The following is a 24,800-nucleotide window of genomic DNA, read 5'->3' as shown; positions in this document are numbered from 1 at the left end:
ATCACTATGGATAAGAAAGCATCTCGCATCCGTCGTGCTACACGTGCACGTCGTAAGATTGCAGAACTTGGTGCAACTCGCCTGGTAGTACACCGTACTCCTCGCCATGTTTACGCACAAGTTATCGCGGCAAACGGCTCTGAGGTTATCGCAGCTGCTTCTACTGTAGAAAAAGCGATCCGTGAGCAAGTTAAGAACACTGGTAACGTTGATGCAGCTAAAGCAGTTGGTAAAGCTGTTGCTGAGCGCGCTCTTGAAAAAGGCGTAGCTTCAGTTGCATTTGATCGTTCTGGTTTCCAATACCACGGTCGAGTAGCGGCGCTAGCAGAATCTGCTCGCGAAGCTGGTCTGAAATTCTAAGGTAGGGTTGGAAGATGGCTAAAGAACAACAACAAGCTAATGATTTGCAAGAAAAGCTGATCGCTGTTAACCGTGTATCTAAGACGGTTAAAGGTGGTCGAATCATGAGCTTTACTGCACTAACAGTAGTTGGTGACGGTAACGGTCGCGTAGGTTTCGGTTACGGCAAAGCTCGTGAAGTACCTGCTGCGATTCAAAAAGCAATGGAAAAAGCGCGCCGTAACATGGTTACAGTATCGCTAAACGAAGGCACTCTTCACCACCCGGTGAAAGGTCGTCATTCGGGCTCTAAAGTTTACATGCAGCCAGCTGCAGAAGGTACAGGTGTTATTGCCGGTGGTGCAATGCGTGCTGTACTTGAAGTTGCGGGCGTACATAACGTACTTTCTAAAGCATACGGTTCAACGAACCCGATCAACATCGTTCGTGCAACGATTGGTGCTCTAGTAGACGTTAAGTCACCAGAAATGGTTGCTGCTAAACGTGGTCTAACTGTTGAATCTATTTCGGAGTAAGCACACGATGGCAACTATTAAAGTAACTCAAACTAAAAGCTCAATTGGTCGCCTACCTAAGCACAAAGCGTGTCTTAAAGGTCTAGGTCTTCGTCGCATCAACCATACAGTAGAACTTGAAGATACTCCGTGCGTACGCGGTATGATCAACAAGGTTTACTACATGGTTAAGATTGAGGAGTAATCAGAATGCGTTTGAATACTCTATCACCGGCTGCTGGCTCTAAACCTTCTAAGAAGCGTGTAGGTCGTGGTATCGGTTCTGGCCTTGGTAAAACAGGTGGCCGCGGTCACAAAGGTCAAAAGTCACGTTCTGGCGGCTCTGTTCGTCCAGGTTTTGAAGGCGGTCAAATGCCTCTAAAACAACGTCTACCTAAATTCGGTTTCACTTCTCGTAAGAGCCTAGTGTCTGCTGAAGTTCGTCTAGCTGAGCTAGCGAAAGTAACAGGTGACGTAGTTGATCTTAACAGCCTTAAAGCTGCTAACGTTATCACTAAGAACATCGAATTCGTTAAGATCGTTCTTTCTGGTGACCTAAGCAAAGCTGTGACTGTTAAAGGTCTACGCGTGACTAAAGGCGCTAAAGCTGCAATCGAAGCTGCAGGCGGTAAAATCGAGGAATAATCTCGAGGAACGAGGTACAGATGGCTAAGAAACCAGGACAAGATTTTCGTAGTGCTCAGAGCGGCTTAAGTGAACTAAAGTCGCGCTTATTATTCGTAATTGGTGCACTTTTAGTATTCCGAGCCGGCTCTTTTGTGCCGATCCCTGGTATTGACGCAGCTGTACTTGCCGATTTGTTCGATCAGCAAAAAGGTACCATCGTTGAAATGTTTAACATGTTCTCCGGTGGTGCTCTTGAGCGTGCATCTATATTAGCATTGGGTATCATGCCGTACATTTCGGCATCGATCGTAGTCCAATTGTTAACTGTAGTTCATCCAGCGTTAGCGGAACTCAAGAAAGAGGGTGAAGCAGGCCGTCGTAAGATAAGCCAATATACACGCTACGGCACGCTTGTACTTGCAACATTCCAAGCTATTGGTATCGCAACAGGCTTACCAAACATGGTCGACAATCTGGTTGTTATCAACCAAACCATGTTTACGCTTATTGCTACCGTGAGTTTAGTAACTGGTACCATGTTCTTAATGTGGTTAGGTGAACAAATCACTGAGCGAGGAATCGGTAATGGTATTTCCATTCTGATTTTTGCAGGTATTGTTGCTGGATTGCCTTCTGCAATCGGTCAAACAATCGAGCAAGCGCGTCAAGGTGAATTGCATGTGCTTCTTCTGCTGTTGATTGCTGTATTGTCTTTTGCTGTTATCTACTTCGTAGTTTTCATGGAACGTGGTCAACGTCGTATCGTCGTTAACTATGCGAAACGTCAACAAGGTCGTAAGGTTTTTGCAGCACAAAGCTCTCACTTGCCACTTAAGATTAATATGGCAGGTGTTATTCCAGCGATTTTCGCATCAAGTATTATTTTGTTCCCAGGAACATTAGCACAGTGGTTTGGTCAAAATGGTGAAAGCAGCGCGTTCGGTTGGTTAACTGACGTGTCATTAGCTCTTAGCCCAGGTCAGCCTCTGTATGTAATGCTTTATGCAGCAGCTATAATCTTCTTCTGTTTCTTCTATACAGCGTTGGTGTTTAACCCACGTGAAACAGCTGATAACTTGAAGAAGTCTGGTGCATTCGTACCCGGTATCCGCCCAGGTGAGCAGACAGCGAAATATATCGATAAAGTGATGACTAGACTAACCCTTGCGGGTGCTCTATACATTACTTTTATATGTCTGATTCCTGAGTTCATGATGGTCGCGTGGAACGTTCGTTTCTACTTCGGCGGCACATCACTACTAATCGTAGTGGTAGTTATCATGGATTTCATGGCACAGGTACAGACTCATCTGATGTCACAACAGTATGATTCTGTGTTAAAGAAAGCGAATCTGAAGGGTTACGGCCGTTAATTCGGTGGTGACAATTTCGATTCCATTTACGGAGTTTAGCAATGAAAGTTCGTGCTTCCGTTAAAAAAATCTGCCGTAACTGTAAAGTTATCAAGCGTAACGGTGTCGTTCGCGTGATTTGCAGTGAGCCAAAGCATAAGCAACGCCAAGGCTAATTAGCAGAAATTTTTACTTGAAATACAAGGTAGAGTCGAGTATATTCCTCGGCCTACCTTTTGCGTGCAAAAGAAGTAGTATGCCGCAGCGTATCCATAACGGGCTTTGCTGCGGATAATTCTTTTATGAACCCCTTAGGAGTGAATAATGGCCCGTATAGCCGGCATTAACATTCCTGATCATAAGCATTCTGTAATTGCACTTACTGCAATCTACGGTATCGGTAAAACTCGCTCTCAAGCTATTCTAGCTGAAGTGGGTATTGCTGAAGATGCTAAGATCAGTGAACTAACTGAAGAGCAGATCGATCAACTGCGTGATGGTGTAGCTAAGTACACTGTAGAAGGTGATCTACGTCGTGAAGTATCGATGAACATCAAGCGTCTTATGGACCTTGGCTGTTACCGCGGTCTTCGTCATCGTCGCAGTCTACCACTACGTGGACAGCGTACTAAAACCAACGCTCGCACCCGTAAGGGTCCGCGCAAGCCGATCAAGAAATAGTCGGATAAGGTAGAGTACAATGGCAAAACAACCAACTCGCGCGCGTAAGCGCGTACGCAAGCAAGTAGCTGATGGCGTAGCGCACATTCATGCTTCTTTCAACAACACAATCGTAACTATCACTGACCGTCAAGGCAACGCTCTTGCATGGGCTACAGCAGGTGGTTCAGGTTTCCGTGGTTCTCGTAAATCTACTCCGTTCGCAGCACAAGTTGCAGCTGAGCGTTGTGGTGAAATGGCTAAAGAATATGGCCTAAAGAACTTGGAAGTTATGGTTAAGGGTCCAGGTCCAGGTCGTGAATCTACTGTTCGCGCACTGAACGCTGCTGGTTTCCGTATCACTAACATTGTTGATGCGACACCAATCCCTCATAACGGTTGTCGTCCACCTAAGAAACGTCGCGTTTAAGTTTCGTTTCTAGGAATATTGGAGAAAGATCATGGCAAGATATTTGGGTCCTAAGCTGAAGCTTAGCCGTCGCGAAGGTACTGACTTATTCCTTAAGTCTGGTGTCCGTGCGATCGATACCAAGTGTAAAATTGATAACGCACCAGGTGTACACGGCGCTCGTCGCGGTCGTCTATCTGAGTATGGCGTTCAGCTTCGTGAGAAGCAAAAAGTTCGTCGTATCTACGGCGTTCTAGAAAAACAATTCCGCAACTACTACAAAGAAGCTGCACGTCTTAAAGGCAACACGGGTGCAAACCTGCTTCAGCTTCTTGAAGGTCGTCTTGATAACGTAGTTTACCGTATGGGCTTTGGCGCTACTCGTGCTGAATCTCGTCAACTAGTTAGCCACAAGTCTATCCTAGTTAACGGTAAAGTTGTAAACGTTCCTTCTTTCAAAGTAGCGGCAAACGACGTTGTTTCTATCCGCGAGAAAGCTAAACAGCAATCTCGTATTAAAGCGGCTCTAGAAGTTGCTGAACAACGTGAAAAGCCAACTTGGATTGAAGTAGATGCTGGCAAAATGGAAGGTACATTCAAGCGTATGCCTGAGCGTTCTGACCTATCAGCTGACATCAATGAACACTTGATCGTCGAACTTTACTCTAAGTAAGGTTAAAAAAAGAGAGGACACAATGCAGGGTTCTGTAACAGAATTTCTTAAGCCGCGTCTTGTTGACATTGAACAGATCAATACGACACACGCGAAAGTAACTCTTGAGCCATTAGAGCGCGGTTTCGGCCACACTCTAGGTAATGCTCTTCGCCGCATTCTTCTATCTTCTATGCCGGGTTGTGCCGTAACAGAAGTTGAAATTGAAGGTGTGCTACACGAATACAGCACTAAAGAAGGCGTTCAGGAAGATATCCTGGAAATCCTTCTAAACCTTAAAGGTTTGGCTGTACGCGTTGCTGAAGGCAAAGATGAAGTGTTTATTACACTGAACAAATCAGGCTCAGGCCCTGTTGTTGCAGGTGACATCACCCACGATGGTGATGTAGAGATCGCTAACCCTGAGCACGTAATTTGTCACCTAACGGATGACAACGCTGAGATCGCTATGCGTATCAAAGTAGAACGTGGTCGTGGTTACGTTCCAGCTTCAGCTCGTATCCATACTGAAGAAGATGAGCGTCCAATCGGTCGTCTACTAGTTGACGCTACTTACAGCCCGGTTGATAAAATCGCTTACGCTGTAGAAGCGGCACGTGTAGAACAACGTACTGACTTAGACAAGCTTGTTATCGATATGGAAACGAACGGTACTCTAGAACCTGAGGAAGCAATCCGTCGTGCAGCTACTATTCTAGCTGAACAACTGGATGCGTTCGTAGATCTTCGTGATGTACGTGTACCTGAGGAGAAGGAAGAGAAGCCAGAATTCGATCCTATCCTACTACGTCCTGTAGACGATCTTGAACTAACAGTTCGCTCTGCTAACTGTTTGAAAGCAGAAGCGATTCACTACATCGGTGATCTTGTACAGCGCACTGAGGTTGAGCTACTTAAAACGCCAAACCTTGGTAAGAAATCTCTTACAGAGATTAAAGATGTGCTTGCTTCACGTGGTCTTTCTCTAGGCATGCGTCTAGAAAACTGGCCACCAGCGTCAATCGCTGAAGATTAATCGAAAAGTTAGAAGGATTAGGTCATGCGCCATCGTAAAAGTGGTCGTCAACTCAACCGCAACAGCAGTCATCGCAAAGCGATGTTCAGCAACATGGCTAGCTCTCTTGTTCGTCACGAAGTTATCAAAACTACCGTGCCAAAAGCAAAAGAACTACGTCGCGTAATTGAGCCATTGATTACCCTAGCTAAGACAGACAGTGTTGCTAACCGTCGTCTTGCATTTGCTCGCACTCGTGATAACGAAGTTGTAGCAAAACTATTTAATGAACTAGGCCCGCGTTTTGCGGCTCGCCAAGGTGGTTACACTCGCATTCTTAAATGTGGTTTCCGTACTGGTGATAAAGCTCCAATGGCTTACATTGAGCTTGTAGACCGCCCAGCTGCTGAAGAAGCTGCTGAGTAATCTATACTAGATTCTTAATACAAAAAGCCGAGCATTAGCTCGGCTTTTTTGTATCTATCGAATCTGACAACACGATAAAAATTGCACCACGATGTTTGGCACTTTCACTTGCCCTTTCTAGTATGATTCTCAAAAATATCTCGTATCTCGTATCTCGTATCTCGTATCTCGTATCTCGTATCTCGTATCTCGTATCTCGTATCTCGTCTCTCGTATCTCGTATCTCGTATCTCGTATCTCTTTTCTTTCGTGCACAAAAAAGAGCACCGAAGTGCCCTTATCAAATTCTTAAGCTAGCTATTTGCTATTATTGCCATATAGCCGCAAGTGAGTCCATCAGGCCACTCGTTGCACCTTGTGACTGCAATGCCTGAAGAATGATTGGTGCAAATGTCGTAACCATTGATGGGTCCATACCTAATCCAGAAAATGCACTTTCAACAGCACCTTGTGAACTCAGTAGCGATGATAGACCAGTAGACTCAAGGCTCGACATGCCAGGAATCAGCGTAGCGAGTTCTTTGTTGTCGGTAGAACCAAGAGAGTTTTGTGCAAGGGCTAACATTGAACCAATACCGCCAATAGCTTGATCGGTAGTGACAGACGCTTGGTCGGCAACAGTATCAGCAAGAGGTGTGGTTTCATTTTGTTGAGACCACATATTCACCGCTGCCATTAGTGCAGTTTGTGATAGTTGGGAATAGTTGGTATCTGATGATGAACTGGTTTGTTCAGAGTCGCTAGTGCTCGCGCAAGAGACAACAGCAAGACTGCTTAAAACTGTGATGAGTACTTTCTTCATTATTCGTCCTTAAGTAATAAAGTAATTTACTCTTTCACTATAAACGAAAAACGGCGATGTAGTCACATCGCCGTTGCATTATTTTAATTTTATTTGCCTATAGTATTTTGTTTTACTAAAGGTTTTTATAAAAATTAAAGAATAGCTAGAAGTTCAACTTCAAATACTAGAGCAGCAAATGGTGGGATTGCAGCACCTGCGCCACGCTCACCGTATGCTAGATCTTGAGGGATGTATAGCTTCCACTTAGAGCCAACAGGCATCATTTGTAGAGCTTGTACCCAACCTTGAATTACGCCAGTTACTGGGAATTCAGCTGGTTGACCGCGAGATACAGAGCTGTCGAAAACAGTACCGTCAGTTAGTTCGCCGTGGTAGTGAACACGTACTTGCTTGTCTGCAGTTGGGATCTCGCCAGTACCTTCAGTTAGTACTTCGTACTGAAGACCAGACTCAAGAACTGTTACTTCTGAACGAAGAGCGTTGTCAGCTAGGAAAGCTTCGCCGTCAGCAGCAGCAGCTTTAGCTAGTTCTTGACGTGCAGCTTCACCGCGAGTGTGTAGCTCTTGTAGTGCGTTGTTGATTTCGTCAACTTCGATAGCTGGCATGTCACCAACTAGAGCTGTTGCGATACCAGCAGCGATTGCGTCAACGTTAAGGCCTTCAAGACCAGAACCAGCAAGTTGTTGGCCCATTTGTAGACCGATACCGTAGCTAGCTTTTTGCTCTACAGTTTCAAATTTTACTTCAGACATGAAAAGTCACTCTTTTTGTCAGTACGAAAAGGGTAAGAATACCAGTATTAGCAGCGTGAAGAAACGGCTAGTCCCTGATCACTTGTGCTTTACCGCGTCCAAATCACAGGGATGTCAATTTTCTCCCTTTGAGCCTTGTTGTGACGGAAAGATCTATACTGTTGGTACTTTGGTTTTTATACTGTAGTTATTCAATGTATAGGACGCAGTGGCATGAATCGTCGTCAAAAGAAAAAACAGAAAGTTGACCACTTAGCAGAATTCAAGGATCGACTGAATCAGGTCAAAGAGAAATTGAGTTCGATCGATGTAAATAAAATGAAAGCCTCGACAGTACAAACTTGGGGTTCATTACCGAAATTACACCAAAGACTCTTGATGGTGATTTCGCCGATCGTACTAATATTACTTTTTGTGCCGCTACCAGAACCAAAAGTAGATGTGACTCCAACTACATCGCGCGTTGCGCTTGAGATAAACACGGTTGGGTTAAGCGAACAACAAAATGCCAACAGCAACTCATCAGAACCGAGTAATAATAATTGGCAAGAGTACCTTGTTAAGCAAGGAGATACTCTGGCGCAGGTTTTTCGAAATAACGATTTGCCGTTGTCTGATTTGAACGCATTGGTGCGTATCGAAGGCTCAGACAAACCACTTAGTCAGATCCGTAAAGGTCAACTCGTTCGATTTAAGCTGGCAGAGACCGGGCAACTTGATATCCTGCAGCTAGAGAAAGGCAACACATCGGTGATGTTCTTCCGCTTGTCTGATGGTGGCTTTGGCCGTAGTAAATAAGTGCCTTACTTGAGTGATGAACTCAACAGCATGAACGTGATAGAAAAGAGCTAAGCACTAGCTCTTTTTTTTGGTCGCTTGAAAGGGGCGAGTGGCAAGATGATCAGCATGATACCGATAAAGGTTAATGTATCTGGGATTTCATCGAACCAAATGGCGCCAATTAGCGCGACAAACACCAAGCCTGAATATTCTGCCAAGGCGATTTGGCTTGAGTGTGCTTTCTGATAGGCGGCAACCGCAAGCCCGTTGTAGCTCAAGATGAGTGTTGCGCTGAGCGCTATGTATCCTAAGTGCTCGATAGATACCGGTTGCCAATACAGGAAGCACAATATCAATGATGCCGGAATTGAGAATAACGTTGTCCACCACAGCGTCGTGACCACCGATTGCTCACTCGGGAGCTTTCGAACCAATACATTGAACAGGGCTAGAGTAAGCGCAGTGCCTAATGCAAACAGTGCTGCCCAATGAAATTGAGATGGCCTTAAGACAATCAGCGCACCGATGAAACCTATGGTAGTGGCGAGCACCTTCCCAAGTGCAGGTTGCTCTTTGAGTAGAAACATAGAAAGAGGCAACATCAATAGGGGCGCTACGTAAAACACAGCGTTGGCGGTTGCCAACGTTAAATGAGTGATTGCCACAACCATACACCCACTGCCAATCAATATTAGTTGGCCTCGTATGAAGGTGACTTTGGCTTGCTGTAAGCGTCGTTGTTCCTTTTTCTGCTGCAGCCACAGTGGAGTAATTATCAGCAGAGATATCAACTGTCGGAAAAAGATATATTGAAGAGGCGGTACTTCGCCATTCAATAGTTTTACTGCTACGTCCGAAAGCGAGGCAAACAGGTTACCTGCGATCAGTAGTAGGATACCGACAGTGATATTCGACATTACTTCTCTAATCTCATATCGACGTGCGGAATATCATCTTCCAGATACATCTCAGAGATCGTCTTGAATCCATGACTTTCATAGAAACTTTCTAGGTGCTCTTGTGCACCAATATCGATGGTCGTGCCAGGCCAAAGAGACTCACAGTGTGTTAATGCTTCTTTCAATAATTGGTGGCCTAAGCCATCGCCTCTTGCTGATTGCTTAGTTGCCACTCGGCCGATGCTGGTGTTGTCATAACTCGTGCCCGGCGGCAATAAGCGCGCACACGCCACTAGCTCCTCATCGGCGTAACCGAGAAGGTGGTGAACACCAGCGAGTGTGTCTTTACCGTCAAGCTCTGGATAAGGGCAGGTTTGCTCAACCACAAATACATCTACTCGTAATTTAAGTAGTTGATAAAGCTGATGTGTTGAAAGTTCAGAGAAAGGAATTGAGTGCCAAGTGATCATGTTTACATCCAGAGGTTATCGATGCTCTGAATGTACTATGCACGATGATTGTTGGCATTAACTATTGTTAATTCGACCTTTAATTCTACTCAAGCTTATTGCTGTTATTCCTAAATAGGCGGCAATTTGATTGTCGTTGAGGCGCTGTTCAAGGTCTGGATAGTGTTCGCAGAAAAGCTGGTAACGTTGTTCAGGGGTATAGAGCAGCATGAAACGTTCTTTGTTTTCCTTATGCATCAGTTGTGTTTCTAACAGCTTTAAATACAAAGGGTTATTCGATGCACGCCACTCGATTACCGCATTCATTGGCAGCTCTAACATTGTGATGGGTGTTAGTGTTTCTAATAGGTAAGGGGAAGCTTGGTTTTTTATCAGACTCTCAAAGCCGATGATCCAATCTTGTTCCCAATAGAACTCTTTGCTGTATTGCTTACCATCATTAGTGAGGTAGCAAGCATGACACAAGCCTTCAAGTACGAAGTAGATTGAGCCTGCCATCTCACCTTGGTTAATAAGGATGTGTCTGGTTGGCAGTTCAAGTGGCTTGGCGACAGCGACTAGAGATTCAATCTGACTTTCAGAGAAGTCGAAGCTTTGCAGTTGTTCGATAAAAGAGGTGTGCATGAAAATAACCTAACCCAAATAAGTGTCGAAATCATCGCACTTATTTGAGTGCAGGTACAGAGTGGGCGAAATCAGCGTTGAGCATGTTGCTCTAGATAGTCTTGAGCGAGTTCTCGACCCATGTATTTGACTAAGGTTTTCAGTGGCACCTTCTTAAGGTTCACCACAATCAAACCATCTAACGCGTCATTAAATGATGGGTCGACGTTAAAGCATACTAACTTACCGTTCATCCCAAGATACTGGCGCAATAACACGGGTAGGCCTTTTCCTTGTTCCATACGAGCTAACACTTTAGAAAGTAGGGGCACACTCGCTAGCGACGACAATAGATGATTCTGCCAGAATACATGGCTACTGGTATTGAGCGGTGATGAAGGGGAAACCAGATTGGCCTTTTCCTCATCATAATGGTGAATTGATAAGGTAGTCGCGATCAACAGGCGCGCATTGTGGCTGTAATCATTACTGATACTGACCGGGCCAAATAGGTGGGTGTATTTAGGGTGACGAGACACAAAGGTCGCGATACCTTTCCATAATAGTAACAGTGAGTTAAGGCTCTTTTGATAAGGCTTACTTACCACGGAACGACCAAGCTCAATGCTGTTGTCTAACGTATCGATAAACTCTTGGTTGTAGTTAAACAGGCTACGGGAATAGAGTTGGTCCAACCCGTGCTCTGCGATTAACTTGTCGACCATACCCAGTCGATAAGCGCCGACCAATTCTGCCTTAGTTTTGTTCCATACAAACAGTTGATGGTAGTAAAGGTCATACTCGTCCAAATCACAGGCAAGCCCACTGCCTTCTCCAACTTCGCGGAAACTTTCTTCTCTGACTCGACCAATCTCACGCATTAAGTTGGGAATAGATTGGCTTGGTGTGCAGTAGACTTCGAAGTCTCCTTGCTCGAGCAGCTTCATCTCTTCAGGGAGTGATCCTATCTCTATTGCCAATACTTCGGGTGATATTGGCGCTATCACTTGAGTATCGAAAGAGGGCGCGTGGATTGGCGTGTTCGGACTATCTTGTTGACTCATTAGGTAGGTATTAAGTCGTAGGTAGTTGACGATATCCATCTCTTTTTCAAACGATTTTATCTCTGAATATGGAATCGATGAGCCAATCGAGATAGAGATAGTTGTCGCTTGTTTATTAAGAAGTTCACGCCCGAGTAGAGCGGTTCTCAACAGTGGGTGCACACGACCCGCTTGATAGAAAAGCTCACTGTTTTTGCCGTTGATAAAGATAGGAACCGTAGTGGCTTGATGACGTTTAACGAATTTCGCGACCGATTTGCTCCATTCGATATCCGTTAGTGTTTTTGCCCCTTTACGGTAACTCGATACTTCGCCCGCAGGGAACACAATCAACAGTCCACCGTCTGCTAAATGACGATTGGCATCTCGAATGGCTTTGGCATTGGTGCGTTTCGACTCTTTACTATTAAATACATCGACTCCGATGAAAAGATCATCCAGTTCAGGCAGTCGCTTGAGTAACTCATTCGCTAATACCTTCACATCCTTTCTTACCGATCCTACGAGATCAGCAAGGATCACGCCCTCAATGGCGCCAAGTGGATGGTTCGCCACAATCACGACTGGTCCTTCTTCCGGGATGTTTTCCGTGCTTCCCGATGCAACCGAGTAGTCGATATTGAGCGCCGATAGAGTGTAATTCATGAATTCAAAGCTAGATAACTCGTTTTTTCGATCTTGATAGAGTCGGTCTAGCTTAGATAGCCCAGTTGCCCACTCGACAACAGACTCACCTAAACCAAAAGGCGTGTAACGTGGTAAACGAAAAGGACTATCAATCATAATGAAGCTACCTTATTGACTAAAGTTGTTTAGGAAACCGTCTTGATTCTTGAAATCTTTCACACTTAAAAACGCACCGCATAACCAGACTAGGCATGCCATGCCAAACAATAACCCGCCGTCGTAACCGACAATTTCACCCGCGGCATTGAACTCAGGCATTTGAATACCGAGCGGCGTAAACAGGTGGAAAAATATCGCGCCACTCATGATCCCCACACTCATAATGGCGCCGAGACCATGCCAACGAGTGAACAACAAAATGGCCGCAATCAATTCAGCGAATCCAATCAAGTAGCCGCCGAATGAGCCGAACCAGCTTAAGCCTGACCATGTCGCTAGCGTGCCAAAGATATGCTCTGTCTCGTATGAGCCAGTGAACTTAAAGAACAGCGACTGAATAAATACAAAAGCGATAAATGCTGCCGGGAGATGTTTAGCAGGAGTGAATGTCATGGTTATTCCCTTACTTAATCAGCTGCGGCCAAGCTTTATCGGCTTGTTGAATATGCTGTGCACGGTCTTGCTCCCAAGTGGTTTGAATTTCTTGGTCGTAGTTAAGATAAAGTTTGTCATCAACTATGGTCCAATACTGTGGATCACCTGGTGCGAAGTCGTTTTTGGCTGAAACGGCCCATGCGCAATAACCACCATATTGAGGGGCATATTTTTCAGGATTATTAACAAATAAAGTCAGATTCTTTTCAGAAGAGAAATACCAGTCTGCGCCTTTGTACTCTGTGCTGAACTTCTTGCTCCCTTCAACGGGCTTCCCAGATGTGAAATAAGCCACGGTATCGTAGCCATCGAGTGCCTTACTGCTAAAGAAGCCGGTATAGATTTCATCGGCAGCAAATACGTACGGGCTAACAAGTAGCATGACCATGGTGATTAGTTTTCTCATGATGGACTCCATCTATAGATTGATTGCGGGTGACAAATCGAAGGTAAAGCGCTGCTGATTTATCTGGCATGGGTTTATTGGTTCGCAAGGTGAGCCGGGTGAATAAAACATAGAGACTTGACCGTGCAGATTACGTAAATGGGTAAAGCTGACTGTGTGTGCATCTTCACGATGCATACAGGTTGCTAAATGGGGCTGTTCACTGTGATGGTGAGAATGAAACAGCAGTAAGTTCTGTTGATTCTTGCCTGTTGCCATCAACTGGTCGTATTTAGCTTGTCGGTAGGCTTGCACTCGCTCTAAATCAACACCGGATGAGAACAGTGGTGAATCGGTCTCCACTATTTGCTGTTGAATGCCATCCCACATGTAGGCAATCACCAAACCGTTGTGTTGAGTTAGGTTCGGCGCAAAAGCCAGTAAGGTAAACGGGGCAAAAGAGTGCAGGTCGAGCTTATGGAATGCCTCAGAGAGCTGACTGATATTACGACTCGATGATAGGTTTTTAAGTAACAAACCACGGCTGACCAAAGGACCGACTGGAGCAATGCCTTGATAGTTATTGAGTAAGCATAGCGAAAGCCCGAATTCGTTGATGCTTATCCAGCTACCACCGCCTGTTGGGTCAAGTGGCATGATGATATCGACACCATTGACTCGATATTGCTTCGGTGGCATCGCCAATGCTCGGGTCTTTTGTTCATCACGATTAAAAAAGACCTGATAACCATTTTCTTCAAGTAGCCAAGATACTGAACACATGATTATTGCTCCCTCAGATAGCTACTGGTGGTTGGGGCATAACCAAAGGTGTTACAGGTTTCAATGTCTAGAAAGGTGGTGATCACCTTGATCATCGCGTAATGATGATTGGCATGCAGCGCCGCAAAAGTCACTTCTCTTTCTAGCGTAGAAGGTAGGCTTGCAAACACCTGAGTATCCATCGAAACCTCGGTTTGGATCATGATAGGCGCTTCGAGATCGTTGCGGTCTAATCGTTCAAGCCAGTTGATCACATAGTGGATCTCTTTTACTGCAATTGAGCGATCGTATTCGACTGGGTGACCACGACGACGAGTGTTGTAATCAACGGTCGCGTTCTCTTTTAAAATCAGCGCATGAAAAAGATCGAGCGTGTGGCGAGTGTGTTCACCAATAGAGCTTGTGACGTGCGGCTTCGCTCGTGTTAGGTAGTCGCTGTCAGAAATCGCTAATAGAAACTCTAAACCCTGATTCAATATCTCTACCGCTCCCTTGATACTAGGAGAGAAAGAAGTGAGGGCGCTCGGTTGGGCTATGGGGTTCATTCATGATCCTCGTACAAAGTTAGTCGGTGGTCGGATATTGCTGAACAAGACGTCGCTCTTCTTGCCACGCGTTAAATAAGCTCTTAAAAGAAGGAGGTTGGTGGCCTCTCTGTTTCTGTTGAGCGCCAATATCAAAAAGAATGCGGTATTGAAGAAGTAGCGTGGAAAATATCTCTCGCAGCGGTGTGTTGCGATCCCAGATGTGCCCAGCTTCACTGCTTGCACCATTAACCTCAAGGATAGTGAAATCCTCACCTCTCATTAGGCTGTGCATGTCCTTAAATTTCACATCGAGTCGACCAAAGTGAAAGCCATCGAAGTCGTCGAATATCTCATCTAAACGCTCGGTTAAAGCCTGAGTAATGTATTGATTGCCGTCTCGGAAGATACAGCCACGGCTATGGCTACCTGCGAATGCAAGTTGGAACTCTTCGCCCTCTGCGAGTACTTGATCCAACTTGTCTTCATGTCTTGGTAGATAAAGGTGACTGAGCTGCCCAGCACGCGGGCTATTTTCAATTAACTGTTTGAGTGTTGAGCTACCATCGCCCGTCACCATTGGCGAATATTTGAGGGTGATCGATATGATCTCGCCTTGTTTACTATTCGGGTAACGAACATAGAAAACGCCAGCCTCGGCTTGATAAGGCGCCTTTTCTTGCAGAAGAAAGCGAGCATTGTTTGGGAAGGATTCAACATACTGCTCAAGTTGATCTTGGTTGTTGATCAGCTTTACCCCAACACCTCGGCAACCAAGATCCGGTTTCGCCACAATAGGAAAATTAAGATCCGACTGGATGAGTGCACTGCGCGCATCCTCAGCTTGTTTCTTACTGCTGAGATCGGTTTTGGTTAGAGTGATAAATGGAGAGATCCAACGCTTGCTCGACGATCCGGCTAGGCTCAGTATCTCGTGTTTCGATTCGCCGACCATGCCACTGAGTTTGATGCTCGGGTTGGCGATGAGCGGCAGCGCCCAATCAAAGTGCCGTAACCCTTGCATCAGGCTTTGAATCACGACTGGAGTGTAGAAGAACCACGCCGGAAGAAACTCGTAAGGAGAGACACTGCGCACGGTATCTTTTTCAAGCAGGGGCATGCCTGCATTAATTCGATGTGCTGGAATGATGTGAATATCTTGCGGTGAACTCATGATAATCCTCTAGAGTAGGTTTTATTCATTAATCGATTGCCGACTAGCAGCAAAGCGATGGCACACGGGATGATGATCCATTGATATTCAGAGGCTTGCAGCCACGCTGATGTCCCTAAATAGTAGATGGTAGAGAAGACAACGCCAGTCCAGATTGCGGTAGCGCTAATAACGGCAAACAAGAAAGTAGGCAGTGGTATGGCGAAAAAACCACTTAAGGTAAAACCAACGGTACGAAGGCCCGGTATAAAGCGGATGACAAAAAGACTGCTGAATGCGTTTTGACGTAATTTGGTGCGAAGCGATCGAAAGTATCGGTTAGTGAGGGCTTTGTAACGAACGCCTCTGAAATAACGGCCTGATTTCCCAAGGTAATAAAGGCCAAGATCACCTGTGGCAATACCGATAAAGATCGCAAGTAACGCATATTGAGGTGGGATGAGCCCTTGAGTCGCTAAACCAGCGGCCGTAACGATGGCCAGATCTTCAAGCAGGTAAGAAAGCGCGATAATGCCAAGCATCAGCCATAGCAACGACTCCTCCCCTGAATTTAACCATGCTTGAATGCTCTCGACGGTGCCCATCAAATGTCCTTATCTAACCTATAGATGAATGGCTTATTGGCCATTCATTGAGTGTAGTAAATTAAATAGACAGGAGGAGCTCTGAAAAACTTACAGCGAATTGCTGCTTTTTTACGTTGATTGGATTCAATAGATGATTTGAGATGTGCGATTTAGACAAAGATTGAGCAGGTGTTTAAGGTTCGAAAGTTAAGGCTTTAGACTCTGAATTGAGATAAGAAAAGAAAAAGGCTGAGTCGTTAAACTCAGCCTTTTAGAAGGTTAACTATTGATTACTAGAGTAATCTATTTAGTTAGGTCAATTTGGTAAACGCCGAAACCAACATCGTCAGTCGCAACACGTTTCATTGGGTATTGACCCTTCTCTTTGATGAACTGTGCTGCTTTCTCACTTGGTGATGTTTCAAAGCGGATATCTAGCTTTTTATCCGTTTTGATTGGTGCGAATGACCAGTTGTTGTCAGCCGTTGGGCTCACTTGACCTTGCTCTTTGCTTACGCGAGAGATGTAGTTTGCAAGTACAGTGCGGTTCTCATCTGGTGCATCAAATGCGATGAAGTCTTCACCTGTACCTGGGAACTTAGCACTGTATGCACGGTAGTTGTTGGTCGCGATCAGGAAGTCTTGCTTCATGTCGATTGGCTTACCTTGGTAAGTTAGACCAACAATGCGCTGTGAGTCAGGGTTAACCACTTTACAGTTTGCATCGTATTTTGCAGGTTGAGTTACGTCGATTTGGTAATCCACACCGTCGATAACATCGAAGTTGTAAGTACGGAAGTTATCCCACTCGATCAGCTGCTGTGGTGCTGTTGAGTTCACGTCGATCTGGTTGAATTGACCAGCAGAACACTCAAGCCACTCTTTTACTTCGTGACCCGTTACCTTCATCGCAACTAGCGTGTTCGGGTAAAGGTACAGGTCAGCTGCGTTACGGAATGTCAGTTGACCAGATTCTACTTCAGTGAAGTTCGCTGGGTCATTCTTACGGCCGCCCGCTTTGAATGGTGCAGCTGCTGAAAGTACTGGAGTACCATCTAGGTCTGGGTCACCTTGGATGAATTGCTCAACGTAATCTTTCTGTGCAAGGTTAACAATCTGCACTGTTGGATCGTCTTGTACTAGAGACAGGAAGCTGTACATCACATCGTCTGCTTTACCAATTGGTTGGTTAACAAACTCACGAGTACCTGCGTGGTCTTTTTCTAGTGCTGTTACGATGCCTTCATCAGCTTCAGCAAGCGACTTCTTCTCGATCTTGTCGTAGATAGGGCGTGCTTCAGATTGGCCTTTAACCACTTCCCACTTACCGTCTTTTTGTGCAAGTGTTAGGTCCATAACACCTACGTGGCTACCCCAACGACCTGGCATGACTGCCGCAACACCGTTCATGGTGCCGTTTTCGTTGTCAACGCCTTGGATATTGTCGAAGCCTTTACCTGGGAATACCGCGTGAGAGTGACCGAATGCGATAGCATCAATGCCTTCTACTTCAGAAAGGTAAAGCGTAGAGTTTTCTTCGCCCGCTTTGTATGGGTCTTGAGATACGCCAGAGTGAGGGATTGCAACGATAACGTCTGCACCTTCAGCCTTCATTTGAGGCACTAACTCGTTCGCCGTTTCAATGATGTCGCGAGCAGTAACTTTACCTTCAAGGTTCTTCTTATCCCACGTCATGATTTGTGGTGGAACGAAACCGATGTAACCCACTTTGATCTCATGCTCTACGCCTGCTGTATCTTCAAACGTGTGCGTCTTGATGATGTAAGGCGTGAAGTAATGTTCTTTCGTTTCTGCGTCGTAAACATTAGCACTGATGTATGGGAAATCAGCGTCGTTGATAGACTCTTCTAGGAACTCAAGACCGTAGTTGAATTCGTGGTTACCGATGTTTGCTGCATCGTAGCTTAGTTGGTTCATTGCTTTGTATGCCGGGTGAACTTCACCTGCAACGATGCCTTTGTCTGCCATGTAGTCACCCATTGGGCTACCTTGCAGCAAGTCACCGTTATCAACTAATACGCTGTTTGTTACTTCGTTTTGAGCTTCTTTTACTAAAGTTGCAGTACGTGCTAAGCCGATTTTTTTCGATGGCTTGTCTTTGTAGTAGTCGTAATCCATTAGGTTGGTATGGATGTCCGTTGTCTCTACGACACGCAGTTTAATCACTTCATCGGTATCTGGTGTTGTTGTGCAGCCTGCTAGAGTCAGACCAAGACCTGCAAGTACAGCCAATGATAAAGGTTTCATTGCAACTTTCATTTTGTAGCTCCAAAGTGGATAGTAGAAAATTCGTTGCGTAATGTAACAAAATGGAATGAAACAATGATTACAACGAATGTTAATTCGTGACTTAGATCGATTACTTTATGGTGTTCTGCAAGATGCCTCCCAAACCTGCTCAATCAATGCACAATTGAAATCGATAAGATTACTCCATTCATTTCACCTGCTTATCTATAAATTTAATCCCTTATCAGCTTTTCGAATAAAAAATGAAATTTTAGAATTTCCAGTAATATGAGAGGCTCGTCATAATGCCTATATCAAGGACGTATCAGGCAGATGAATAGCAAGGATAGCTCAAAACGAAGCTTCTGTTTTCTTCTAGTGCCAATACTCCCATTCACTTAAGTGGATGAGTTAAATCCCTTGCTTGGTAAGACCAAGTAATGAATTGCTCGTAACGCGAGCCTTAAAGGAAGCACTGAAATGGACCAAGAACGTTTAACCCACCTAAAACAGCTAGAAGCGGAAAGTATTCATATTATCCGTGAAGTAGCGGCTGAGTTTGATAACCCAGTAATGATGTACTCCATCGGTAAAGATTCTTCTGTGATGCTTCATTTAGCTCGCAAAGCGTTTTACCCAGGCAAGATTCCATTCCCGCTGCTACACGTTGATACGGATTGGAAATTCCGCGAGATGATTGAGTTCCGTGACCGCACAGCCAAGAAGTATGGTTTTGACCTTTTGGTACATAAGAACCCTGAAGGTCTAGCTATGGGTTGTAGCCCATTTGTGCACGGTTCTTCTAAGCACACCGACATCATGAAAACTCAGGGCCTTAAGCAGGCGTTAAACAAGTATGGGTTCGACGCAGCCTTCGGTGGCGCACGTCGTGATGAAGAGAAATCTCGAGCGAAAGAGCGTGTTTACTCTTTCCGTGATAAGAACCACACGTGGGATCCAAAGAACCAGCGTCCAGAGCTTTGGCACACTTATAACGGTCAGGTTAACAAGGGCGAAAGCATCCGTGTATTCCCTCTATCAAACTGGACTGAGCTGGATATTTGGCAATACATCTACTTAGAGAGCATCGATATTGTTCCACTTTACCTTTCAGATAAGCGCCCAGTTGTAGAGCGTGATGGCATGCTTATCATGGTTGATGATGATCGTATGGAGCTGCAAGAAGGTGAAGTGATTGAAGAGAAAAGCGTTCGTTTTCGTACTTTAGGCTGTTACCCACTAACCGGAGCGGTTGAATCTGAGGCGAATACGCTAACAGGCATTATTGAAGAGATGCTGGTGGCGACGTCTAGTGAGCGTCAAGGTCGAGCGATTGACCATGATCAGTCTGGCTCAATGGAGCTGAAAAAGCGCCAAGGTTATTTCTAAGAATCTAAGGAAAGAAAAATGAATAGTGCAGTAGAAGCCGAATTGGCTGAACTAGGGATTGAAGGTTATCTAAGTCAGCATCAGCATAAATCTATGCTTAGATTTTTAACTTGTGGCTCAGTAGATGACGGTAAAAGTACGTTAATCGGTCGCTTACTCCATGATACAAAACAGATTTATGAAGATCAGCTAGCAGCAGTTCACTCGGATAGCCAACGAGTGGGTACGACAGGTGAGAAGCCTGACTTGGCACTGCTTGTTGATGGCTTGCAGGCTGAACGTGAGCAAGGCATCACGATCGACGTAGCTTACCGCTACTTCTCGACGCAAAAACGTAAATTTATTATTGCTGATACCCCAGGGCATGAGCAGTACACGCGCAACATGGCAACAGGCGCTTCAACGTGTGATCTGGCTGTGATCTTGATTGATGCTCGTAAGGGCGTTCTGGATCAAACGCGTCGTCACTCGTTTATTTCTAACCTGCTTGGTTTGAAGCATTTCATCGTTGCAGTCAACAAGATGGATCTCGTGGAATATTCACAAGATCGTTTTGAAGAGATTCGTGATGAATACCTAGAATTTGCTGAAAACCTAGAAGGCGAAACTAACATTCAGATCTTGCCAGTTTCGGCGCTTGAAGGCATCAACGTTGCTGCACCAAGTAAAGAGCTAGCATGGTTCGAAGGTCCGTCTCTACTGGAAGTGTTAGAGAACGTTGACATTGATCAAAAGCGTTCTGCGGGTGAATTCCGTTTCCCAGTGCAGTATGTGAATCGTCCTAATCTAGATTTCCGTGGCTTTGCAGGCACAGTCGCTTCTGGCCGTGTCAGTGTTGGTGATGAAATCAAAGCGCTGCCATCAGGCAAAACGTCTAAGGTTACACGCATCGTGACCTTTGATGGTGATTTGGAATCTGCGCAAGCGGGCTTGGCGGTAACACTGACCCTTGAAGATGAGATCGACATCAGCCGTGGTGATTTGATTGTGTTGGAAAACGCTCAGATTGAATCGACTAACCATGTATTGGCTGACATCGTGTGGATGACAGAGCAACCACTGCAACCGGGCAAAGCTTACGACATCAAGATTGCAGGCAAGAAAACCGTCGGTCAGGTTGAAACCGTTCGTCACCAGTACGACATCAACAACCTGTCGACTCACGCCGTTGATGAGTTGCCACTGAATGGTATTGGTTTGTGTGAATGGTCATTGAACGAGACTGTCGCGCTGGATAAATACCGTGAAAGTGCCGATACCGGTGGCTTCATCGTGATCGACCGTCTAACTAACGTAACGGTTGGCGCGGGTTTGATTCGAGACCGTTTGGACTCTGTTGAACAGCAAGTGGGTAACTTCTCTGCATTTGAACTTGAGTTCAACGCATTGGTTCGCAAACACTTCCCTCATTGGGATGCCAAAGATTTAAGCCAGTTACTGAAGTCATAACGACCAAGTAACAGCTTATTGAATCAGGCGGAAACCGACCGTTTCCGCCATAAAGGACGGGTATATGTGGCAACAAGGATTTGTATTAGCGATTTTGCTCGGCATCATTACTTGCCTGCTCGTTACCCGTATTAAGCCAAGCTTTATCTTTGCTGGCGCGGCGTTCATTGCTTTCATGGGCGGCATGATCGATCTGTCGAGCCTAGCCAATAACTTCACTAACTCCTCGTTACTGACTTTAATTCTTTTGATCCTCGCATCAAGTGCGTTGGAGAAAACTCGCTTAATCAGCTGGGTAAGCCGCAATATCTCTGAAGGTAGGCTAGGCACAGTGGTTGCGAAGTTGGGTATTTCCACAGCGCTACTTTCTTCTTTTACTAATAATACGGCAGTAGTTGTCTCTTTGATCGGGGCGATCAAACGTAACCAACAGCACGCGCCATCTAAGTTACTTATACCTTTGTCATACGCAGCCATTCTTGGTGGAACACTGACATTGATCGGCACTTCAACCAACTTGATCATCAATAGCTTTGTTGAAGATGCTGGACTGCCGAGCTTAAACTTTTTCACACCCACCTTGATCGGTTTAGCGGTTTTGGTCGGCGGTGTGTTGATCCTTATTCCTCTTAGTTATTTTCTACCAAGCTATGATGATGGCTCTCAAGACGATTTGCCTTACTTTTTAGAAGCCAGAGTTGAGCCCGGTTCACCGTTAGTTGGCCGCAGTGTTAGTGAGAACAACCTAAGAGCCTTGAGAAAACTTTTCTTAGCGGAAGTGATTCGCGACGGTAAAACAACCGCATCGATTGACCCTGACTTTATACTGCAAGCTCGTGACCGACTGTTGTTTTGTGGTGATGTAGAGAGTGTTGCAACACTGCAAGAAATCCAAGGCTTAACCCTGTTTGGTCAGCACCATTTGAACGGTCAGAGCTTTGTTGAAGTGGTGGTGAGTTCATCGGCAAGCTTCTGTAATAAAACCTTGAAAACCAGTCAGTTTAGAGACCGTTTTGATGCCGTTGTGGTCGCTATTCGTCGTGGTCATGAGCGCCTTGAGGGTGGTCTTGGAAATATCACACTTACTGCTGGTGACACCTTGATTTTGGTACCCGGTAAACGTTTTGAAGAGCAGCGCCAACAACATAATAAAGAGTTCGTGTTGATGAATGACTTGGACTCAAGTGCCAAGCTTGATGCTGACAAATCGACCTTAGTGTTATTGGGTTTTGCTAGCGTGATTGGTTTAGCGCTTGTTGATGTTGTGCCAATTATCAAGGGGCTCGCAGGCTTTTTACTATTGCTGGTGGCATTTGGTGTGGTGCAGCTTGGTGAACTTCGCCGCCGTTTTCCGGTTGATATTGTGGTGATTGTTGGTTCAGCCCTGTCTATTGCTCAACTGATGATTTCATCGGGTTTGTCTGAGCGTATGGGGTTGATGTTCATGGAAGCCTTTAATGGTTGGGGTGTGTTCGGGGCATTAGTCGCGACCTATTTCATGACCTTGGTGTTGACTGAACTGGTTACTAATAATGCGGCTGCAGCGCTGTCATTTCCTATCGGCTACAGCATGGCAGTAGGTTATGGCGTTGACCCAATGCCGTTCATCATGGCGGTTTTGTTTGGTGCGAGTGCTAGCTTCATTTCGCCATACGGCTACCAAACCAACTTACTTGTTTATAGTGTCGGTAATTACCACCTCACGGATTATCTACGTATCGGTATCCCAATCTCGATTGTTTACTCGGGCTTGGTGCTGACCCTAATTCCTTACTTTTTCCCATTTTAATGCTGTTTATTTAAAGGACTAATTATGACCGCAGTACTCAATCCAAAAGATGAGAATGTTGTGTGGCATCAACACTCGATTGATAAAGCATTTCGCTCTAATCTGAAATCACAAAAACCAGCCGTGCTCTGGTTCACGGGGTTGTCTGGTTCTGGGAAGTCGACAGTCGCAGGAGCATTAGAAAATCGCTTGGCACAGCTTGGTTACCATACTTACTTATTGGATGGTGATAATGTGCGTCATGGCTTATGTAGCGACCTTGGTTTTTCTGAGCAAGACCGTAGAGAGAATATTCGTCGTATTGGTGAACTCGCTAAGTTGATGGCGGATGCGGGCTTGATCGTGTTGTCAGCGTTTATTTCTCCCCACCAAGCGGAAAGACAGTTAGTACGCGATTTACTGCCGGAAGGTGAGTTTCTTGAGGTGTTTGTGAATACGCCATTAGAGGTGTGCGAACAGCGTGATCCTAAAGGTTTGTATAAGAAAGCACGTGCTGGAGAAATCCCGAACTTCACGGGTATTAGCTCAGCTTACGAGGCGCCACATAATCCAGAGATAGATCTACCTGCGGGTGAGAAGACGCTCGATGAGTTGGTCGAACTGTGTATTGATGCTTTAGAGAAGCGTAATATTTTAGCCAATTGAGATCGTTGGTATGACTAAGGCTGCTCAGCTATTTATCTGTTTATTGCCAACGGATGAATAGCACAGCCTTGGTTTACCGAGACAAGAAACCTATCTTCTAGATTCTCAATACTCTTCACTTTTTACACCGTCTATTTCCTAGACTCTATTATCTAGACGGTGTAGTTCACACTGCTTTTCACTTCTGTCTGCACCGTGAATTTTTGGCTCAACAGTGCAATCAATTGGTCGTAATACTGCATGTTGGGTTTGTTGCCAAGTAAGGTACACAGTTCGTTGCCTGTTGGACTGAAGCGGTAGTAAACCAACTTCACCCCTTTGGATATCGGCGCCAGTGACATGCTCTTACCTTGATAGGTCAGTTGCAGTGCTGGGTCGAAATCAATCTCACCAGACTCTAACTCTGTACCAAGGATAATCCCAAGCTCAATTAAATGAAGCAGGCTAGAGTAGGGCAGGTTATGCCCACCAAGGTTGATGGTGTTGGTGGTGTCTCTTTTACCAAAGCTGAACAGCCCTGCGTGAGATTTAAAACCAAGTAATAGCTTTTTGCTGTTATCACTACCAAAACTACAGCCCAATGAAGCCGCTCTTTGTAAAGTCAGTGCTTCCTTTGGTGTCATGTCTTTTAAGATTTGCAGTGCCTTCATCGAGGTCGATCCCGGATTGGTGACTTCTCTTTTCAACACCTGAGCCCATAGTCTTTGCATCGAGGTATTGTGGATCTCTTGTGCCATATCGAAAAAGCGGTACAGCCAGTCCTGATCTGGGTCTCCAGCCGCTTCATCTTTACATGAAGAGTGTGCCAGTTTCAGGATCTGCTCTAAATTCTTTTGGCGTAATTCCTTGCGTTTCTTCTCTCGCAATAACGCTCTCTCAATCAGTGTGCTAGCGGCTTTATCGTTCGCTTTCTCATTATGATTGATTAAGGAATCTAAACCGAAGCTTTGGGCAATGTGCAGCATTCGACTGGCACTGTCGGCAATATGAGGCTTTTTCTCATGCTTGTGCTGTGTGTCGCTAGCATGCTCAATGATCACTGGCTGTTTGGTTTCTGACATAAGAGTACCGTTAGGATGTGACTTAATACCAATCGTAGTTATTCATTGCTCGCCCTAGCTAGTTGAAACGCCATTTCCGAACTCTTACATACTGTGATTGATATAACTGTCTAAAATGTAACTCTTTATCTGATTG

Annotated in this window: 30 protein-coding genes; 16 read left to right on the top strand and 14 right to left on the bottom strand. The window is 45.3% G+C overall.

Annotated features, from left to right (window positions below):
• Window positions 1-6 precede the first annotated feature (6 nt).
• The 11 genes from rplR (at window position 7) to rplQ (ending at window position 5,995) form a co-directional block, all read left to right on the top strand.
• Window positions 7-360 (top strand): 50S ribosomal protein L18, encoded by a 354-nt coding sequence (rplR, locus tag OCV12_RS14520; protein ID WP_004738784.1) that lies wholly within the window; start codon window positions 7-9, stop codon window positions 358-360.
• A gap of 14 nt (window positions 361-374) precedes the next feature.
• Entirely contained in the window at window positions 375-875 is a 501-nt protein-coding gene (gene rpsE / locus OCV12_RS14515) for a 30S ribosomal protein S5 (RefSeq protein ID WP_017061307.1), read from the top strand.
• Window positions 876-882: 7 nt separating this feature from the next.
• On the top strand, window positions 883-1,059 hold the full coding sequence (gene rpmD / locus OCV12_RS14510; protein WP_004736756.1) for a 50S ribosomal protein L30: 177 nt from the start codon (window positions 883-885) through the stop codon (window positions 1,057-1,059).
• A gap of 5 nt (window positions 1,060-1,064) precedes the next feature.
• On the top strand, window positions 1,065-1,499 hold the full coding sequence (rplO, locus tag OCV12_RS14505; RefSeq protein ID WP_004736758.1) for a 50S ribosomal protein L15: 435 nt from the start codon (window positions 1,065-1,067) through the stop codon (window positions 1,497-1,499).
• A gap of 20 nt (window positions 1,500-1,519) precedes the next feature.
• On the top strand, window positions 1,520-2,854 hold the full coding sequence (gene secY / locus OCV12_RS14500) for a preprotein translocase subunit SecY (protein ID WP_004738781.1): 1,335 nt from the start codon (window positions 1,520-1,522) through the stop codon (window positions 2,852-2,854).
• A gap of 41 nt (window positions 2,855-2,895) precedes the next feature.
• Complete coding sequence (gene rpmJ, locus OCV12_RS14495) at window positions 2,896-3,009, top strand: 50S ribosomal protein L36 (RefSeq protein WP_000868186.1); 114 nt, start codon at window positions 2,896-2,898, stop codon at window positions 3,007-3,009.
• A gap of 148 nt (window positions 3,010-3,157) precedes the next feature.
• Entirely contained in the window at window positions 3,158-3,514 is a 357-nt protein-coding gene (rpsM, locus tag OCV12_RS14490) for a 30S ribosomal protein S13 (RefSeq protein WP_004738779.1), read from the top strand.
• Between the two features lie 19 nt (window positions 3,515-3,533).
• On the top strand, window positions 3,534-3,923 hold the full coding sequence (gene rpsK / locus OCV12_RS14485; protein WP_004738778.1) for a 30S ribosomal protein S11: 390 nt from the start codon (window positions 3,534-3,536) through the stop codon (window positions 3,921-3,923).
• A gap of 31 nt (window positions 3,924-3,954) precedes the next feature.
• Entirely contained in the window at window positions 3,955-4,575 is a 621-nt protein-coding gene (gene rpsD / locus OCV12_RS14480; RefSeq protein ID WP_004738777.1) for a 30S ribosomal protein S4, read from the top strand.
• A 22-nt stretch (window positions 4,576-4,597) separates the two neighbouring features.
• Window positions 4,598-5,590: a DNA-directed RNA polymerase subunit alpha gene (locus tag OCV12_RS14475; protein WP_004729813.1), complete on the top strand. Its 993-nt coding sequence runs from the start codon at window positions 4,598-4,600 to the stop codon at window positions 5,588-5,590.
• Window positions 5,591-5,614: 24 nt separating this feature from the next.
• On the top strand, window positions 5,615-5,995 hold the full coding sequence (gene rplQ, locus OCV12_RS14470; RefSeq protein ID WP_004729812.1) for a 50S ribosomal protein L17: 381 nt from the start codon (window positions 5,615-5,617) through the stop codon (window positions 5,993-5,995).
• Window positions 5,996-6,302: 307 nt separating this feature from the next.
• On the opposite strand, the gene OCV12_RS14465 is transcribed toward rplQ, so the two are convergent.
• Together OCV12_RS14465 and OCV12_RS14460 are read right to left on the bottom strand one after the other, a co-directional pair.
• Complete coding sequence (locus tag OCV12_RS14465; protein WP_239830715.1) at window positions 6,303-6,797, bottom strand: DUF2780 domain-containing protein; 495 nt, start codon at window positions 6,795-6,797, stop codon at window positions 6,303-6,305.
• A gap of 134 nt (window positions 6,798-6,931) precedes the next feature.
• Complete coding sequence (locus OCV12_RS14460) at window positions 6,932-7,552, bottom strand: FKBP-type peptidyl-prolyl cis-trans isomerase (protein ID WP_008220519.1); 621 nt, start codon at window positions 7,550-7,552, stop codon at window positions 6,932-6,934.
• A gap of 213 nt (window positions 7,553-7,765) precedes the next feature.
• Here OCV12_RS14460 and OCV12_RS14455 point away from each other — a divergent pair, with 213 nt between their 5' ends.
• Window positions 7,766-8,350, top strand: coding sequence for a LysM-like peptidoglycan-binding domain-containing protein (locus tag OCV12_RS14455; protein ID WP_261884944.1), 585 nt, complete (start codon window positions 7,766-7,768; stop codon window positions 8,348-8,350).
• Between the two features lie 50 nt (window positions 8,351-8,400).
• On the opposite strand, the gene OCV12_RS14450 is transcribed toward OCV12_RS14455, so the two are convergent.
• The 11 genes from OCV12_RS14450 to OCV12_RS14400 all read right to left on the bottom strand — a co-directional run bounded on the left by OCV12_RS14450 (window position 8,401) and on the right by OCV12_RS14400 (window position 18,361).
• Window positions 8,401-9,249: a DMT family transporter gene (locus tag OCV12_RS14450; protein WP_261884943.1), complete on the bottom strand. Its 849-nt coding sequence runs from the start codon at window positions 9,247-9,249 to the stop codon at window positions 8,401-8,403.
• Window positions 9,249-9,701, bottom strand: a complete 453-nt coding sequence (locus tag OCV12_RS14445; protein ID WP_213865256.1) for a GNAT family N-acetyltransferase — start codon at window positions 9,699-9,701, stop codon at window positions 9,249-9,251. The genes OCV12_RS14450 and OCV12_RS14445 overlap by 1 nt, the downstream gene beginning before the upstream one ends.
• A gap of 57 nt (window positions 9,702-9,758) precedes the next feature.
• A complete protein-coding gene (locus OCV12_RS14440; RefSeq protein ID WP_239849217.1) occupies window positions 9,759-10,325 on the bottom strand; it encodes a Crp/Fnr family transcriptional regulator in 567 nt (188 codons plus the stop codon).
• Between the two features lie 71 nt (window positions 10,326-10,396).
• Complete coding sequence (locus OCV12_RS14435; protein ID WP_261884942.1) at window positions 10,397-12,151, bottom strand: lysophospholipid acyltransferase family protein; 1,755 nt, start codon at window positions 12,149-12,151, stop codon at window positions 10,397-10,399.
• Between the two features lie 12 nt (window positions 12,152-12,163).
• Window positions 12,164-12,607: a hypothetical protein gene (locus OCV12_RS14430; protein ID WP_055319933.1), complete on the bottom strand. Its 444-nt coding sequence runs from the start codon at window positions 12,605-12,607 to the stop codon at window positions 12,164-12,166.
• Between the two features lie 10 nt (window positions 12,608-12,617).
• Entirely contained in the window at window positions 12,618-13,055 is a 438-nt protein-coding gene (locus tag OCV12_RS14425; protein WP_123322759.1) for a YHS domain-containing (seleno)protein, read from the bottom strand.
• Window positions 13,056-13,067: 12 nt separating this feature from the next.
• Window positions 13,068-13,817, bottom strand: coding sequence for an NRDE family protein (locus OCV12_RS14420; protein ID WP_261884941.1), 750 nt, complete (start codon window positions 13,815-13,817; stop codon window positions 13,068-13,070).
• A 2-nt stretch (window positions 13,818-13,819) separates the two neighbouring features.
• The gene (locus tag OCV12_RS14415; RefSeq protein ID WP_261884940.1) at window positions 13,820-14,362 is read right to left on the bottom strand and encodes a DinB family protein; all 543 of its coding nucleotides are present in this window, start codon (window positions 14,360-14,362) and stop codon (window positions 13,820-13,822) included.
• A 19-nt stretch (window positions 14,363-14,381) separates the two neighbouring features.
• Window positions 14,382-15,515, bottom strand: coding sequence for an ATP-grasp domain-containing protein (locus OCV12_RS14410; protein WP_261884939.1), 1,134 nt, complete (start codon window positions 15,513-15,515; stop codon window positions 14,382-14,384).
• Window positions 15,512-16,099, bottom strand: a complete 588-nt coding sequence (locus OCV12_RS14405) for a DedA family protein (protein ID WP_261884938.1) — start codon at window positions 16,097-16,099, stop codon at window positions 15,512-15,514. The genes OCV12_RS14410 and OCV12_RS14405 overlap by 4 nt, the downstream gene beginning before the upstream one ends.
• 285 nt (window positions 16,100-16,384) lie before the next feature.
• Window positions 16,385-18,361, bottom strand: a complete 1,977-nt coding sequence (locus OCV12_RS14400) for a bifunctional 2',3'-cyclic-nucleotide 2'-phosphodiesterase/3'-nucleotidase (protein ID WP_210450334.1) — start codon at window positions 18,359-18,361, stop codon at window positions 16,385-16,387.
• A 450-nt stretch (window positions 18,362-18,811) separates the two neighbouring features.
• On the opposite strand from OCV12_RS14400, the gene cysD reads away from it, so the two are divergent.
• From cysD to cysC, 4 genes are all read left to right on the top strand, one after another.
• On the top strand, window positions 18,812-19,720 hold the full coding sequence (gene cysD, locus OCV12_RS14395) for a sulfate adenylyltransferase subunit CysD (RefSeq protein WP_017632955.1): 909 nt from the start codon (window positions 18,812-18,814) through the stop codon (window positions 19,718-19,720).
• A gap of 18 nt (window positions 19,721-19,738) precedes the next feature.
• The gene (cysN, locus tag OCV12_RS14390) at window positions 19,739-21,169 is read left to right on the top strand and encodes a sulfate adenylyltransferase subunit CysN (protein WP_261884937.1); all 1,431 of its coding nucleotides are present in this window, start codon (window positions 19,739-19,741) and stop codon (window positions 21,167-21,169) included.
• Window positions 21,170-21,233: 64 nt separating this feature from the next.
• The gene (locus OCV12_RS14385) at window positions 21,234-22,958 is read left to right on the top strand and encodes an SLC13 family permease (RefSeq protein ID WP_017632263.1); all 1,725 of its coding nucleotides are present in this window, start codon (window positions 21,234-21,236) and stop codon (window positions 22,956-22,958) included.
• A 24-nt stretch (window positions 22,959-22,982) separates the two neighbouring features.
• Complete coding sequence (cysC, locus tag OCV12_RS14380; protein WP_261884936.1) at window positions 22,983-23,603, top strand: adenylyl-sulfate kinase; 621 nt, start codon at window positions 22,983-22,985, stop codon at window positions 23,601-23,603.
• Window positions 23,604-23,755: 152 nt separating this feature from the next.
• Here the strand turns inward: cysC and OCV12_RS14375 are convergent, their stop codons facing one another.
• Window positions 23,756-24,664, bottom strand: coding sequence for a TIGR03899 family protein (locus OCV12_RS14375; RefSeq protein WP_261884935.1), 909 nt, complete (start codon window positions 24,662-24,664; stop codon window positions 23,756-23,758).
• Window positions 24,665-24,800 lie beyond the last annotated feature (136 nt).

Source organism: Vibrio pomeroyi (assembly GCF_024347595.1).
GTDB lineage: Bacteria > Pseudomonadota > Gammaproteobacteria > Enterobacterales > Vibrionaceae > Vibrio > Vibrio pomeroyi.
This window is presented reverse-complemented; position numbering and strand designations above follow the sequence as displayed.

Excerpts from the sequence above, each read along its gene's own strand:
- OCV12_RS14430 (WP_055319933.1), bottom strand. The coding sequence starts at position 12,607 with ATGACATTCACTCCTGCTAAACATCTCCCGGCAGCATTTATCGCTTTT.
- OCV12_RS14405 (WP_261884938.1), bottom strand. The coding sequence starts at position 16,099 with ATGGGCACCGTCGAGAGCATTCAAGCATGGTTAAATTCAGGGGAGGAG.
- rplO (WP_004736758.1), top strand. The coding sequence starts at position 1,065 with ATGCGTTTGAATACTCTATCACCGGCTGCTGGCTCTAAACCTTCTAAG.
- rpmJ (WP_000868186.1), top strand. The coding sequence starts at position 2,896 with ATGAAAGTTCGTGCTTCCGTTAAAAAAATCTGCCGTAACTGTAAAGTT.
- secY (WP_004738781.1), top strand. The coding sequence starts at position 1,520 with ATGGCTAAGAAACCAGGACAAGATTTTCGTAGTGCTCAGAGCGGCTTA.
- OCV12_RS14375 (WP_261884935.1), bottom strand. The coding sequence starts at position 24,664 with ATGTCAGAAACCAAACAGCCAGTGATCATTGAGCATGCTAGCGACACA.
- OCV12_RS14465 (WP_239830715.1), bottom strand. The coding sequence starts at position 6,797 with ATGAAGAAAGTACTCATCACAGTTTTAAGCAGTCTTGCTGTTGTCTCT.
- rpsD (WP_004738777.1), top strand. The coding sequence starts at position 3,955 with ATGGCAAGATATTTGGGTCCTAAGCTGAAGCTTAGCCGTCGCGAAGGT.
- OCV12_RS14400 (WP_210450334.1), bottom strand. The coding sequence starts at position 18,361 with ATGAAAGTTGCAATGAAACCTTTATCATTGGCTGTACTTGCAGGTCTT.
- OCV12_RS14385 (WP_017632263.1), top strand. The coding sequence starts at position 21,234 with ATGTGGCAACAAGGATTTGTATTAGCGATTTTGCTCGGCATCATTACT.
- cysC (WP_261884936.1), top strand. The coding sequence starts at position 22,983 with ATGACCGCAGTACTCAATCCAAAAGATGAGAATGTTGTGTGGCATCAA.
- OCV12_RS14475 (WP_004729813.1), top strand. The coding sequence starts at position 4,598 with ATGCAGGGTTCTGTAACAGAATTTCTTAAGCCGCGTCTTGTTGACATT.
- OCV12_RS14455 (WP_261884944.1), top strand. The coding sequence starts at position 7,766 with ATGAATCGTCGTCAAAAGAAAAAACAGAAAGTTGACCACTTAGCAGAA.
- OCV12_RS14440 (WP_239849217.1), bottom strand. The coding sequence starts at position 10,325 with ATGCACACCTCTTTTATCGAACAACTGCAAAGCTTCGACTTCTCTGAA.
- OCV12_RS14435 (WP_261884942.1), bottom strand. The coding sequence starts at position 12,151 with ATGATTGATAGTCCTTTTCGTTTACCACGTTACACGCCTTTTGGTTTA.
- rplQ (WP_004729812.1), top strand. The coding sequence starts at position 5,615 with ATGCGCCATCGTAAAAGTGGTCGTCAACTCAACCGCAACAGCAGTCAT.
- rpsE (WP_017061307.1), top strand. The coding sequence starts at position 375 with ATGGCTAAAGAACAACAACAAGCTAATGATTTGCAAGAAAAGCTGATC.
- OCV12_RS14460 (WP_008220519.1), bottom strand. The coding sequence starts at position 7,552 with ATGTCTGAAGTAAAATTTGAAACTGTAGAGCAAAAAGCTAGCTACGGT.
- rpsM (WP_004738779.1), top strand. The coding sequence starts at position 3,158 with ATGGCCCGTATAGCCGGCATTAACATTCCTGATCATAAGCATTCTGTA.
- rplR (WP_004738784.1), top strand. The coding sequence starts at position 7 with ATGGATAAGAAAGCATCTCGCATCCGTCGTGCTACACGTGCACGTCGT.
- OCV12_RS14445 (WP_213865256.1), bottom strand. The coding sequence starts at position 9,701 with ATGATCACTTGGCACTCAATTCCTTTCTCTGAACTTTCAACACATCAG.
- OCV12_RS14415 (WP_261884940.1), bottom strand. The coding sequence starts at position 14,362 with ATGAACCCCATAGCCCAACCGAGCGCCCTCACTTCTTTCTCTCCTAGT.
- OCV12_RS14420 (WP_261884941.1), bottom strand. The coding sequence starts at position 13,817 with ATGTGTTCAGTATCTTGGCTACTTGAAGAAAATGGTTATCAGGTCTTT.
- OCV12_RS14425 (WP_123322759.1), bottom strand. The coding sequence starts at position 13,055 with ATGAGAAAACTAATCACCATGGTCATGCTACTTGTTAGCCCGTACGTA.
- OCV12_RS14450 (WP_261884943.1), bottom strand. The coding sequence starts at position 9,249 with ATGTCGAATATCACTGTCGGTATCCTACTACTGATCGCAGGTAACCTG.
- OCV12_RS14410 (WP_261884939.1), bottom strand. The coding sequence starts at position 15,515 with ATGAGTTCACCGCAAGATATTCACATCATTCCAGCACATCGAATTAAT.
- cysN (WP_261884937.1), top strand. The coding sequence starts at position 19,739 with ATGAATAGTGCAGTAGAAGCCGAATTGGCTGAACTAGGGATTGAAGGT.
- cysD (WP_017632955.1), top strand. The coding sequence starts at position 18,812 with ATGGACCAAGAACGTTTAACCCACCTAAAACAGCTAGAAGCGGAAAGT.
- rpsK (WP_004738778.1), top strand. The coding sequence starts at position 3,534 with ATGGCAAAACAACCAACTCGCGCGCGTAAGCGCGTACGCAAGCAAGTA.
- rpmD (WP_004736756.1), top strand. The coding sequence starts at position 883 with ATGGCAACTATTAAAGTAACTCAAACTAAAAGCTCAATTGGTCGCCTA.